This window comes from Providencia sp. PROV024 (assembly GCF_032709665.1).
GTDB lineage: Bacteria > Pseudomonadota > Gammaproteobacteria > Enterobacterales > Enterobacteriaceae > Providencia > Providencia huashanensis.
Genome location: NZ_CP120545.1, coordinates 4,058,133 through 4,072,223, shown reverse-complemented (window position 1 = coordinate 4,072,223; position 14,091 = coordinate 4,058,133). Strand labels below are relative to the sequence as shown.

10 protein-coding genes are annotated in these 14,091 nt (G+C 39.8%); 6 read left to right on the top strand and 4 right to left on the bottom strand.

The features are described from left to right. Positions 1-67: 67 nt before the first annotated feature. Both P3L56_RS18765 and P3L56_RS18760 read right to left on the bottom strand, forming a co-directional pair. Positions 68-1,414: an MFS transporter gene (locus P3L56_RS18765; RefSeq protein ID WP_048605950.1), complete on the bottom strand. Its 1,347-nt coding sequence runs from the start codon at positions 1,412-1,414 to the stop codon at positions 68-70. Between the two features lie 72 nt (positions 1,415-1,486). Next, positions 1,487-2,365 carry an SMP-30/gluconolactonase/LRE family protein gene (locus P3L56_RS18760; RefSeq protein ID WP_048605952.1) on the bottom strand — a complete coding sequence of 293 codons (879 nt, stop codon included), beginning with the start codon at positions 2,363-2,365 and terminating at the stop codon, positions 1,487-1,489. Positions 2,366-2,921: 556 nt separating this feature from the next. Here P3L56_RS18760 and P3L56_RS18755 point away from each other — a divergent pair. The 4 genes from P3L56_RS18755 to dmsD are packed head-to-tail and all read left to right on the top strand — an operon-like array spanning position 2,922 to position 7,544. Next, positions 2,922-5,366 (top strand): DMSO/selenate family reductase complex A subunit, encoded by a 2,445-nt coding sequence (locus P3L56_RS18755; protein ID WP_042845937.1) that lies wholly within the window; start codon positions 2,922-2,924, stop codon positions 5,364-5,366. Positions 5,367-5,380: 14 nt separating this feature from the next. After that, on the top strand, positions 5,381-5,998 hold the full coding sequence (locus P3L56_RS18750) for a DMSO/selenate family reductase complex B subunit (protein WP_042845616.1): 618 nt from the start codon (positions 5,381-5,383) through the stop codon (positions 5,996-5,998). 1 nt (position 5,999) lies between these two features. Next, positions 6,000-6,851: a DmsC/YnfH family molybdoenzyme membrane anchor subunit gene (locus P3L56_RS18745; protein WP_042845615.1), complete on the top strand. Its 852-nt coding sequence runs from the start codon at positions 6,000-6,002 to the stop codon at positions 6,849-6,851. A gap of 57 nt (positions 6,852-6,908) precedes the next feature. Further along, complete coding sequence (gene dmsD, locus P3L56_RS18740) at positions 6,909-7,544, top strand: Tat proofreading chaperone DmsD (RefSeq protein WP_042845935.1); 636 nt, start codon at positions 6,909-6,911, stop codon at positions 7,542-7,544. 61 nt (positions 7,545-7,605) lie between these two features. Here dmsD and P3L56_RS18735 read toward each other — a convergent pair whose 3' ends face one another. Beyond that, the gene (locus P3L56_RS18735) at positions 7,606-9,012 is read right to left on the bottom strand and encodes a cytochrome c peroxidase (RefSeq protein ID WP_166685003.1); all 1,407 of its coding nucleotides are present in this window, start codon (positions 9,010-9,012) and stop codon (positions 7,606-7,608) included. A gap of 595 nt (positions 9,013-9,607) precedes the next feature. Between P3L56_RS18735 and P3L56_RS18730 the strand changes: the two genes are divergently transcribed. Next, entirely contained in the window at positions 9,608-11,335 is a 1,728-nt protein-coding gene (locus P3L56_RS18730; RefSeq protein ID WP_042845613.1) for a lysophospholipid acyltransferase family protein, read from the top strand. Between the two features lie 70 nt (positions 11,336-11,405). On the opposite strand, the gene P3L56_RS18725 is transcribed toward P3L56_RS18730, so the two are convergent. Beyond that, positions 11,406-12,674 (bottom strand): cytosine permease, encoded by a 1,269-nt coding sequence (locus P3L56_RS18725; protein WP_042845612.1) that lies wholly within the window; start codon positions 12,672-12,674, stop codon positions 11,406-11,408. A 702-nt stretch (positions 12,675-13,376) separates the two neighbouring features. On the opposite strand from P3L56_RS18725, the gene P3L56_RS18720 reads away from it, so the two are divergent. Next, entirely contained in the window at positions 13,377-14,039 is a 663-nt protein-coding gene (locus P3L56_RS18720) for an ABC transporter ATP-binding protein (RefSeq protein WP_247605595.1), read from the top strand. Positions 14,040-14,091 lie beyond the last annotated feature (52 nt).

Sequence of the window (14,091 nt, the reverse complement as noted above, 5' to 3'; positions counted from 1 at the left end):
GTCGTTTAAGTACAAAACCACTTATATACAAAGTGGTTCTATACTTACTATTGTCAAAAATGAAGCGTTAACTTGCTACTGGGGTTTGATGGTTGTTATTTAATGGTGCATGGGTCGTAAAGAGTTGTAATATAACGCCTAATAATGCGCATGCAGCCATCGCAAAGAAGGTATAAATATAGCCTAAAGAACTATTCCAACCCCCGCCTAAATTGATTAACCAGCCCATTAATAACGGTGATAACGCACCGCCAATAAACATTGATGTGGTAATAATACCATTTGCTGTGGATATGGACTGGTCATTTGCATTATCTGATGCCATGGCATAGTAAATAGGCCAAACAGCGTTAGCGACTAAGCCAAAAAACAGTTGTATTGCGATGATTTTTGGCATTGAGGTTGCGAAGTAAAATAAAGCAATCCCGATACTCATCCATAAACCACAGATGATCAATGTTCTTTTTCTGCCTAAGATATCCGATAACCATGGCCAAACAATTTGCCCAACCACGCCAGTCAATGTAAAAATAATACTCAAACCCGCAGAAGCCGCTAAAGATAACCCCGAAACATGATATAGATAAGAAGGTAATACCATGCTTATCCCCATATAGACGATTTGAGTTAATAGGGTATTCCCGGCGGTTAAGGCAATATTTCTATTTTTTAGTGTTTTCAGGAAAATTTTTAACCCTTCACCTTTTTGAACTTGAGTACTGCTATTCTCAGCAGGTTTTGTCATCCCTGACTTTTCAATATGTTGATATAATATTGAAATCCTTGCAGCGGTAGAATATTTTGCCCAAAAAATCATAATAGGCAGTGCGACGATTAATGGAATAAAGAAACTATAGCGCCAATTTGCTTCGCCAAATTCAGAAATAATAAAGCTTGCGACAACGCCACTTAATAAAGCCCCAATAGGATAGCCCGTATGATGTACACCGAGAGCAAACCCTCTTTTTTCTTTAGGCCACCATTCAGCAGTATTACTGACGCCAACAGGTTCACCCCAGCCTGCACCTAAATTAACCCCAAAACGCAATAGAATAAAATAGGTTAAGTTATGGCTAATTGCTTTAAAACCTGAAACAAATGAAATTGCGGTATAACCTAAAACTAAAGGAACTTGAAAACGAGCTCGTTTCCAACCGGAGCCATATCGGTCACTTAATACAGAACCTGGTATGTCAAGAATAGCGAGAGCTATCATGATAATAGCAACAATATTACCCCACTCTTCAGGGCTTAAATTAAACTCTTGAGAAATAACCGGACCTAACCTTAAAATCATTTCTCTATCATAAGCATTCAATAACCAAATAAGCCAACATATGAATAATGAAACCCATGAATAGCGATGTATATTCTTAAAGGATATTTTATTATTTGAAACATTATTTTTAATCATAATTATAGCTCTTTTATAAGTATAATAATTTGAGGTTAATTGATATTAAATTTTGATTAGCAAATTGTTTATCTACCCACCAAATCTTTTTTCAGCTATGCCCTTTACACCAAGATTATGTATTGAGAATACGCTTCCTCTTAATTGACCATCTTCAGGGAAGCGAGGTAATGGTGGCCTTGCCATTGAAGTAACATATAAAATATCTAAATTTTCGCCGCCAAAAGCGACGCTGGTGACCTTTTTAACTGGCATTTCGATAATTCTGTCAATATCGCCGTCGGGGTTATATCTCACGATTTTCCCTGCATAAACGAGTGCATTCCAAAGGTAGCCTTCACTGTCAACAGTTGCTCCATCTGCAGCGCCTCCTGTTGATGTATCGACTTTGCAGAATGTCTGGCGATTATTAATATTACCTGTCGATACGTCATAATCATATTTCCATATTTCCCCTGTCCATGTATCAGCAAAATAAAAAATATCACCGTTTGGTGACCAACAAGGTGCATTAGAAACAATAATGTTTTGTTCTATTTTATGGAGTGAGTGGTCTGTATTTAATCGATATAACGCCCCTGATGGGTTATCTTCTTGCATGTCCATAGAGCCGACAACAAAGCGTCCTTGTCTATCGACTTTTCCATCATTAAACCTATTGTTAGGTTTGTCACTTTCAGGTGCGTGCAGAAGATGAGTTTCACCTGTTATAAAGTCAAGAATATATATTCCTTTTTCTAGGGCGACTATAGCCGAATGACCGTCTTTGCATAAAGCCATTGAGCCTATTTTTTGCCTAACATCCCAACATTTAATTTCAGTTCCTTTTTCTGTACATGAAAATACTCGTCCATCTAAGCTATCAATCCAATATAAACGTTGTTGTTCTACATCCCATATAGGGCCTTCCCCTAAATTGTTTTTTAAATCCAATAATATATTTATTTTCATTTTTCAAATCCTACTAATAACATTATTTAAACTAGGGTTATTTAATGGGTTTCGGGAGTGTGATTACTTACACGATTGGGTTAATTAGTTATAGAGAATCTTAATAGTAGGGGAATAACGCTGGAATAATGTGAAGATGGCAATGTTTATTATATATTCAATTGTTAAATCATTTGTTCATTTGCACAATGAAATAAAATTTAATATTGAGGTGGGTTCTTATATTTTTTTATTCTAATAGTTATCTAAAATAAAATCAATTGACTTAAATTAAATGTATAGTTAGGCATATTAACTAATACTTCTTAATAAAGGTAATAGATTAATCGAGATTAAATTAACTTTTTAACAGAAAGTGGATTAACTTTATAAATTTAACTTTAGTTATTTTTTGTGTCAATAAACCTTACATTTTGTAATGGATTATTGATCGCGCACAAGGCTCCATTCTGACCTGTCTATAGAATAACCATTGAAATTACATAACTTAGCTAAATACAAAAAAATTTTAATAAAGCTATTTAAACTTTAAGAAGCAATGTTAAGTGAGGCAGATATGGATAAAGCATTATCTGATAGGTTGCTCCAATCGGAAATCAGCCGTAGGAAATTAATGCAAACAGGTACTGCAGGTGGGCTAGCGCTTGCCAGTGGTGCATTAAGTTTACCCTTTTGCAGTGCCGCGAATACGAATGAAACTGCATCACAAACAATGACACCCAAGGAAAAAATTGTTTGGAGCGCATGTACGGTTAACTGTGGTAGCCGTTGCCCGTTACGGATGCATGTGGTCGACGGTGAAATTAAGTATGTCGAAACCGACAACACAGGCGATGATGTTTACGGGGACAAACATCAAGTAAAAGCGTGTTTACGTGGCCGCTCTATGCGACGCCGTGTGTATAACCCTGACCGCTTGAAATACCCAATGTTGCGTGTTGGTGCGCGAGGTGAGGGGAAGTTTAAGCAAATTAGTTGGGAAGAGGCCTACGATTTAATCAGTGACAATCTAAAACGTATCATTGCCGATTACGGTAATGAAGCAGTCTATTTGAACTATGGTACGGGGACTCTAGGGGGGACGGTTGCTCGTTCGTGGCCGCCGGCCAACTCACCTATTGCACGCCTAATGAATTGTACAGGTGGTTATTTAAACCACTATGGCACATACAGTACGGCACAAATTAGCTGTGCGATGCCTTATACCTATGGCAGTGGGGCAGGAAACAGTGTTTCTGATATCGAAAACTCTAAGTTAGTGGTGCTATTTGGTAATAACCCAGCTGAAACGCGAATGAGCGGTGGTGGTATTACTTATCAATTAGAGCAAGCGCGTGAGCGTTCGAATGCACGCATGATTGTTATTGACCCTCGCTATACTGATACGGCAGCAGGGCGCGAAGATGAATGGATACCGATCCGACCTGGTACTGATGCTGCATTGGTCGCGGGGCTTGCTCATGTGTTAATCACAGAAGACATGGTTGACCAACCTTTCTTAGATAAATACTGCGTTGGGTATGATGAGAAAACCCTCCCTGCGGATGCGCCGAAAAATGGCCACTATAAAGCGTATATTTTAGGTCAAGGGGATGATGGTGTAGAAAAAACACCACAATGGGCTGCGCAAATCACCGGTATTCCGGCTGATAAAATCATTAAACTCGCGCGTGAAATCGGTTCAGCAAAACCAGCTTATATTAGCCAAGGTTGGGGGCCTCAGCGCCATTCAAATGGTGAGCAGACAGCGAGAGCTATTGCGATGTTGCCGATTTTGACTGGCAATGTGGGAATTAGCGGGGGGAATACAGGGGCCCGCGAAGGGAATTACGATATTCCATTTGAACGCATGCCAACCCTTGAAAACCCAGTTAAAACCAGTATCTCTGTATTCTTATGGACAGATGCTATTGAACGCGGCCCTGAAATGACCGCAACTCGCGATGGTGTTCGGGGTAAAGACAAACTAGATGTGCCAATTAAATTTATTTGGAACTACGCGAGTAACAGTTTAATCAATCAACACTCAGATATTAATAAAACACATGAAATTCTTCAGGATGATAAAAAGTGTGAAATGATTGTTGTGATTGATAATCATATGACGGCTTCGGCAAAATATGCAGACTTAGTCCTGCCAGACTGTACGGCCTCGGAACAAATGGATTTTTGTTTAGATGGTGCTGCCAGTAATATGGGCTATGTCATTTTTGCCAGTCAGGCAATTGAACCTCGCTTTGAAAGTAAAACTGTGTACGAAATGTGTACGCAAATTGCACGTCGTATGGGGGTGGAAGAGAAATTTACCGAAGGGCGAACACAAGAAGAGTGGTTACGCCATTTATATGAAATTTCAAGAGAAAAACTGCCAGAACTCCCTGATTTTGAGACCTTCCAGCGACAAGGGATCTACAAAAAAATGAATCCGCAGGGACATGTGGTGGCACACCAAGCCTTCCGACAAGACCCTATTGCTAACCCACTAAATACGCCATCGGGCAAAATTGAGATCTATTCATCACGCTTAGCGGATATCGCGAAGACATGGACATTGGATGAAGGCGACCTGATTTCTCCTCTCCCAATGTATTCTCCTGGCTTTGAAAGCCATGATGACAAACTTACGGATAAGTATCCTTTGCAACTTAGTGGTTTTCACTATAAATCACGAGTTCACTCAACTTATGGCAACGTCGATGTGCTTAAGGCAGCTTGTTTACAAGAGATGTGGATTAACCCGATTGATGCAAAACGTCGCAACATCAAAAATGGCGATATGGTGCGTATTTTTAATGATAGGGGTGAGGTTCATATCAATGCCAAAGTAACACCAAGGATTATACCGGGGGTGGTGGCGATGGGGGAAGGGGCTTGGTATGCACCAGATGAAAACAAGATAGACCACGGTGGGAGCCTTAACGTATTGACCACGCAGCGTCCGTCACCGCTGGCAAAGGGTAACCCTCAGCACAGTAATCTTGTTGAAGTGGCTAGGGTATAGGGAGGAGATAAATCATGACAACCCAATATGGTTTTTATATTGACTCAGCCCGTTGTACGGGGTGTAAAACATGCGAATTAGCCTGTAAAGATTACAAAAATTTATCTCCTGAAGTGAATTTTCGACGTATTTACGAGTACACAGGGGGAGATTGGCAAGAAGATAACGGTGTATGGCATCAAAACGTCTTTAGTTACTACCTGTCAATCTCCTGCAACCACTGTGAAGACCCTGCGTGTGTCAAGGTGTGCCCGAGTGGTGCGATGCATAAACGTGAAGACGGCTTTGTGGTCGTAGATGAAAGTGTCTGTATTGGCTGCCGTTATTGCCATATGGCTTGTCCTTATGGTGCACCGCAGTTTAATGCGGAAAAAGGTCATATGACAAAATGTGATGGCTGTTATGAGCGAGTGGCAGAAGGGAAAAAACCGATTTGTGCAGAATCTTGCCCACTGCGAGCCCTCGATTTTGGTCCTATTGACGAGTTACGTAAAACTCACGGCAATTTGGCTGAGATAGCGCCATTACCTGAAGCGCATTATACCAAGCCAAATATTGTGATTAAACCTAACGCCAATAGTCGCCCTGTCAATGATACGACGGGTCATTTAGCCAATCCACGGGAGGTCTAAGATGGGCAACGGATTACATGAATGGCCGCTGATTTTATTCACCGTTTTAGGCCAAAGTATAGCAGGTGGTGCGATTGTGACCGGACTTGCATGGCTATCGACTGATGATAAACAGCAAAAACAGCGCATTGTTAATGCCATGCTAGTGCTATGGGTGCTAATGGGGCTAGGCTTCTTAGCCTCTATGATGCATATGGGGTCACCATTACGGGCCTTTAACTCGATGAACCGTGTATTTGCATCTTCATTAAGTAATGAAGTGCTGTTTGGTTCAATCTTTTTTGCCCTCGGGGGGCTTTGGTGGCTGCTATCTGCGCTGAAGAAAATGCCTGAGGGGTTAGGTAAAATTTGGTTGATCCTTACAATGCTAATGGGGTTAGTCTTTGTCTGGGCTATGACTCGCGTCTATATGATTAGTACTGTACCGACATGGGACACGCCACATACCACTATCGGCTTCTTTATGACGGTGTTTGTGGTGGGGCCTATCTTAGGGACATTGTTACTGCGAATCGCTAAATTTCCCCTTCATAGCGGTAAGTTAGCGGCAATCAGTATTATTGCCTATATTGTGACTATCGCATCGGTGTTACTACAAAGTGGTGAAATAGCGCTAATCGCTAGCTCAGTACAAAAAGCGAGTGATTTAGTCCCTGACTACGGCTTATTGCAAATGATCCGTTTAGTGGCTACAAGCCTTGGCTTGTTGTTGTGGATCTTGCCAATTTTCCGTCAAAGTCAACCTTCTGCGGTAAGTTTGTTGATCGGCACATTATTGGTGTTGTTTGGTGAATTGATTGGACGTGGACTATTCTATGGTTTACATATGACAGTCGGTATGGCTGTTGCTTAATAGTAAACTTTTCAGCGTAGGGGGGTCCCTACGCTGACCACCGCAGAGACAATGAATATGCAAGACACGCGATTTCTTGAACAGGTAGCAATTACTGGACGCGTTCTCGGTTCTTTATTTTATTTCGCCCCAGATAGTGAAAATAATACGGATATTGTTGCTATTTTGCAGGAACCGACATGGCATGAAGAATGGCCATTTGACTTACCGTCTTTAACTACCATAAGTCAATTTTTTCAGTCCAGTATTCACGATGAAGAACCCTTGAACGAGGCCTGGCAGCGTTTATTTATCGGGCCTTATGCTTTACCAGCTCCCCCTTGGGGCTCAGTTTGGTTAGATAAAGAAAATATTATTTTCGGTGATTCAACTGTTGAGCTTCGTCAATGGATGCGTACAAAAGGCATTGAACCTGTGACGACCCAAAAAGAGCCTGAAGACCATATTGGCTTGGTCTTGATGTTAGCGGCTTGGTTAGCAGAGCAAAATAGGCGAGACGATCTTGAAGAGCTACTCGCGTGGCATCTTTTACCTTGGTCTGAACATTTTTTGGATACTTTAGCGGATACAGCAGACAGTGCTTTTTATATTGCAGTAGCGAAATTGACCAAAGAGACGCTTGCTGGTTATCAGCAACAAATCACACAGCCTGTTTTAGCAAAAACAGTGTATTACAAGGAAAACGCCGAGTAAAAAATAGCACCACCCAGTTATAGGGTTGGTGCTATTGGTTTCTATTAATTGTTATTGTAGCTTAGGGTGTTGTTTCGCCTTGTTGTACATAAGGTGTATACACACCCGTTAAACTTTTCAAGAAGGCCACAATATCATCGACATCTTTTTGTGGGAGTTCTTTACCCACTTGATAACGCAGCATCAGTTTAACGGCTTCGTCTAAGGTTGCCACATCACCACGGTGGAAATAAGGTGCGGTTAGCTCGACATTACGCAGTGTTGGGACTTTCTGACGTAGCTTATCGCGTTCATCGGAAGTCACATTCATACGGCCAATATCTTGTGCAGTTATTTCACCGAATTCATAATCTTTCTTCAAGCCTAGAGGTTCGAAAGAGCGACCGCCGAGAATAATTCCCCCATGGCAAGTTGCACATTTATTCTCTTTAAATAGTTGGTAGCCATGTAATTGTTGAGTGGTCAGTGCACCGTTATCGCCTCTTAACCAATTATCGAATGGAGAATCCGGGGTAATTAATGTTTTCTCAAACTCGGCAATGGCATCGGTAATGGTATCGCCTGTAAAACCTTCAGGATAGACGGCATTGAAATCGCTTTTTAAAACAGGGTCCTGATCCAATTTAACAATGATTTCATCCCAAGATTTTGAGGCCATTTCAATGGGGTTTAATGGCGGCCCACCGGCTTGAGCTTGTAAGTCAGGTGCTCGTCCATCCCAGAATTGCTCAACGTTAAATACGGAGTTAAATACCGTTGGTGCATTGATAGGTCCTACTGCACCGCCAACACCAATTGATGTTTTACGACCATCAACCCCGCCGGCATTTAACGCATGGCAATGGGCACAAGAGATAGTACTATCGCCAGATAGACGCGCATCATGGTAGAGGCGGAAACCTAAAGCGACTTTTTTGTCATCGACTTCCAGTGATTTGGGAATAGGCTGGATTGGTTCATTACGATGTTCAGCAGCCATATCTTCACTTGCGTAATGTTCTGCTCGTTGCTTGGCTATCCAATCAAGAAGTTTAGTTCGTTCTTCATCACTGACACTGCTCGCCCAATGAAGTGCGACATAGCGAGTTGGCGGCATCGTGTGGTTCTGCATAACCCACTCAATTTTGTTTAATTCACTTTGTGGAACAGGTTCTCCAGCGATAAGAGCAGCGCGTGCGGCTTCGAGGTTAAATGATTTATAGCCGAGTTGAATATCATATTCCATCAATTGTTTTGCGATGGGGAATGATGCATAGGCGGGTAAATCAGCTGATGGAGTATGGCAGTAATCGCATCCTTTTTCGTCAAAAAAACGGAGGACTTGATTATTTTCTGCAATTTTAGATGTCTGAATGTCATTATTTTGTCTACGTTGATTATCGTGATACCAAACGTAACCAGATAACCCAAAATATCCGAGTAAAAGCAAAAATATGACAGCGACCGTAATGCGAGTAAGCTTTTTCATTACACTATCCTTGAAAGATTGCGGTCAAATATATTTAAATATTTTTAATTAATATAATTCTACAGCCGGACTATGATGGATAAATAAAGCTGAAAGGTTCTTGATTTTTATCAACGATGGCCATCGGTTTAAACGATTGCTGAAATAAGATTTGCCTATCAATCAAACTAAAAAGAAAAATAATCAATTTTAATTATTGTACTTGATTGAATTATATGTGAATTAATTTGTGGCTTACATCATGATGTGAGAAAGTCTAAATTTTAAAAACAAGTTACCTTTAATGATGGCTTCCCCTTTATTTTTAATTAATCTAAGTAAATGCAAGTAGAAAAATATATTTTTATGCTTTTTTGATATTGTTGTAAATTAAATGCATATTTTAATATTGAATATAATATGTAAATTTTTTCTAATTTTTAAAATAAATTCTATTTTCTCTCGTTATTGTTGTATCGGAATAATTGTAAAATATATTTATTAACCCCCACTGACATTATCTTTTTTTATCGCTTCATTATTTTGTCATAAAAAAGACATTTCATTGTCATGAGCCTGACTTAAGTTCCTTGTAACTAAGCTAGGAGATAGCATTATGTTTAGTGTCGATACCTTGCTCCACGATATTTACCCACAGCAGCTACCTTCAGTATGGAAGCGTCGTATATTGAAGCGCTTGCTTTTCGAAAAGGAATTTAATCAATTTGCGCTTAATTACCCACATTTAAAAGGTTTTGACCTGATAGAACAGGTTATGGAGTACTTTGATATTCGCAGTGAATTTGCCGAAAGAGATTTAGAAAATATCCCTACTCAGGGGCCAGTTGTTTTAGTGGCAAATCACCCGATTGGTTCTTTGGATGGCCTCGCGATATTACGAGCGGTGGCTACAGTTCGTCCCGACGTTAAAATCGTAGCTAACCAATTTCTGAGTTATATTGAGCCACTAAGTAGCTTGTTTATTCCTGTTGACAATATAAAGAGTAGAACTAGTCGCCAACAAGTTTCCAATATGCAACAACACTTGAATAACCAAGGGGCTTTGATTATTTTCCCTGCGGGGGAGGTTTCTAGGGTTAGCCGCAAAGGTATACGTGATGGACATTGGCGTAGTGGTTTTTTGCGTTTAGCAGCGAAAGCCCGGGCTGTTATTGTTCCCATTCATGTTCAAGGGCGTAATAGTTATTTATTTTATCTCACCTCGATGGTTTATCGCCCTTTATCAACGTTAATGTTAGTCAGGGAAATGTTTAAGCAACAAGGTAAACAAATAAAAATACGGATTGGTGGGCGTATACCATTTACACATTGGCATAATGGGCATATGAAGGCTCATGAATTAGCAGAACGATTTCGTCGTCATGTGTATTTACTGGGTAAGGGTAAAGCGGGGTTATTTACTAGTGAATCAGCCATTGCACTACCTGAAGACCGTTCAGAATTAAAAAAAGCGTTAGTTGCTTGCGAGCATTTGGGGACATTGCCTGATGGCAAAATGATTTATCTTTATCAACGAAATCAAGATATCAGGTCGCCTATACTTCGTGAGTTAGGCCGATTACGGGAAATTGCTTTTCGCGCTGTCGGTGAAGGGTCTGGAAAACGTCGTGATTTAGATAGCTACGATGATGACTATTGTCATCTGATCCTTTGGGATGAAGATGAGCTGGATATTGTGGGTGCCTATCGTTTTATCCCAACTGAGAAACAATTGGCTGTGAAAGGGTTAGCCGGTATTTACAGTTATAGCTTATTTCACTATGACCAAAAAATGTTACCTATTCTTGCTCAAGGGATTGAGTTAGGAAGAAGTTTTATTCAGCCTAAATATTGGGGCAAACGAGGTTTAGATTATTTATGGTTGGGAATAGGCGCCTATTTAGCCAAGTACCCACAATATCGTTATTTATTTGGTCCAGTGTCTATTTCTGGTGCGATGCCAGTAGCTGCAAGGGATTTATTAATTGCATTTTATCGGCTCTATTTTTCTGCAAAACAGACAATGGCACAATCACGCCAGCCTTATCCCGCTTCCTTACCGCAAGTGCTTGCCCAATTTGCGGGAGATAACTACCAAGAAGATTTAATTAAATTAAAGAGCTTACTCAATAATATCGGTTGTTCGATTCCGACACTTTATAAGCAATATACAGAACTGTGTGAGCCTGGGGGCGTACAGTTTATGGATTTTGGTTCAGACCCAGCTTTTAATGACTGTGTTGATGGTTTGATATTAGTCGACTTAACTAAATTAAAGCCTACACGCTATCAACGGTATGTGGGGGGACATTTAACAGGGAAAAGAGTCGCCACATCATTGTAATGAATCATAATTAAATGAATCCGATTTGAGAGGGGGATTGGGGGAATAGTTCTCCCCCAATTGTGTTTATCTATTTAGTGAAATTATGGCCAATAAGGTAGATGAGCGAAGAAGATATTAACCCTGCAACCACGACTGATAACTCAGGAGCGTAGGCATTCACAATTAATGCAATTCCTGATGCTAATATCCAAGAGATAAAAGCTAAAGGTTGCCAATTTTTTGACTCATCGTTTTTTCTTTTTAAGACTAATTGGTCCATGATAATAATTGCCGCAATAGGTGGAACAATCAATCCAAGTAAATTTAACCAAGTTTGGAATGCATTCCAAATCCCTGTCACCGCAACGATAATCCCAATCACACCAAGGATAATCGTTAAGGTTCTCATTTTTCCTTTTGTAATATGTGACCAACCAACAGCACCATTGTATAAACAATGAGTACAGCCCACGCCTAAGTTAACAAAAACAAAAATGATAGCCAAAATAGAAAGTAACGGGCTAGCATTGGCTAGGATAGTAATAAAATCTCCGCCAGTCACTTCTGGGTGCAATACCACTCCGGTGGCTACAATTATTGCGCCAATCACTTCTGCAAAGAACTTGGAAATTGGGAAGGCGGTAAATGCAGCTAAAAAACCTTGTTTACCATTTTTTGCCCAGCGGGTGAAATCTGCGGTCATAGTACCTGAATCGGTAAAGGTGGAGAAGATCATCGTTACAGCGACACCGAATGAAAGTACGCCAGCACCAACCGCAGGCTGATAATTAATAATATCTGATGAGCCATTTTTCATAGCAATAACAACAGAAATAATGCCGAGGATTAAATACATCGGGGCTGCAATATAGCCTAGAAAGGCTAATGCTTTTATGCCTATGAATGTGGCTCCAACATAAAGCACACCACCTAAGATAGTCATCAGTAATAGGTTCTGTCCAAATGAACGAAACATTGTGTCGCCAGTTAGGCCAACCATCAGAGCAAACCAACCTATAACGACGGTTGCCAGCAACCCTGAAACTGCAATATATCCACGCTGTCCAAATGTTTTTTTAGCCGAAATAGCAAAGTTTTCCCCGGTTTTTCCTGCTAAATAACTTAAGGAACCAATAACTAAACATAAAAGTAAATTACCCACGAGGATTGCAGTGACCCCCATTTTGAAACCGAGCATTGCTGTAACGACACCGCCAATCACTGCGCTGGTTAATACTAGAGGGAAGCTGTACCAAACGGCAGAAACGGAGGCAAAGCTTTTTCGATGTTCAATAGGGACTGGGACATGTTCATATTCGGAATCTAATAGAGCATTTTCTTTTTCTTTATTTGACATATTAGGTGAACCTCATTTTATTAAAAATAATTGGAGTACCTATAAAAATAAATTTTTAAATATTTATTGTTCTAATATTTATGGTTTATTAATAATGGCGAAATAGAATCTATTGTTAATAAATAAATTTATTAACTTGTAATAAAAATGTTTTTCTTGGTTTTTTTATGATAAATCAAGCATATCAATAGTCAGTAGTGAATAGAATCCATTTGAAATTAATTCATCAATAAGGTGGGTGATTGTTGATCTTTTTTCAATAAACAAGGTTTTATGTGATTGCTAACATCATTAAATAAGAAATTAATATTGTTTTTAGATGGTTTGTAAAAAATTCATTAGAGTTAATATTACTCTCATTAAATAATAATGTTTAAATTGTGATTAATATCAAATTTCGTGTTTTCTTATTGTTATTTAACTGTGTTTTTTATGTTTCTTTTAATTCGTAAAAAGTACTTTTATTCTGTCAAAATGGAATATTAATTTTTTATGATGCCATATGAAAATGCGATCTTTGCATGAATTAGGCTGTCATCATCCAATCATAAAATTGTCATCAATTTGACGTATTCAAGCCGTAGCATCATCCATAACGATTAAGTCCCAAAGAGGATACAAATAGTTATGCGACAAACTCTCTCTTCCTTGAGTGAGTCTCCCTGTCTTTTGCCATGTAGGCAGGAAACGGGGGGCTTACCGATGATCTCAATTCAACGTTTATCTCAGGCATTTTCACACCAATATGTACTAAATGGCATCGATTTATCTGTAGAAAAAGGCACGATCCTTGCGCTACTAGGGCCTTCTGGTTGCGGTAAAAGTACTTTGCTTAAATTATTAGCGGGTTTATTACAACCTTCTGGCGGTGCGATTTATTTTGGTGATCAACTGGTGGCGAATTCTCAACGCCTTGTTCCTCCTGAAAAGCGCAATCTTGGCATGGTATTTCAGGATTATGCGTTATGGCCGCATATGAGCGTATTTCAAAATGTGGCATTCCCTTTGCGTATGCGCGGTTTCAGTCGTCTAGAAATCGAAAATCATGTTATGGAAGCTTTAAAGCGTGTGGGGTTAGTGGATTTTGCTAAGCGGAAACCCGCTGATTTATCAGGGGGGCAGCAACAACGTGTTGCCTTAGCTCGTGCCATTATTGCTGAGCCTAAAATTTTGTTATTCGATGAGCCTTTGTCAAATCTTGATGTTGCATTACGCCAATCACTTTGCGCAGAAATGGCTCAATTACTAAGAGCATTAGGGACTACCGCTGTATACGTAACACATGACCCCGCAGAGGCTAATGCACTAGCACATCAAGTTGCACATATGCGCAATGGAAATATTGAAAGTTTGACCACATTATGAAGAGAGAGACCGCTATGCAAAATTTACTGTCAAAGAACCGATTTTCACTAAA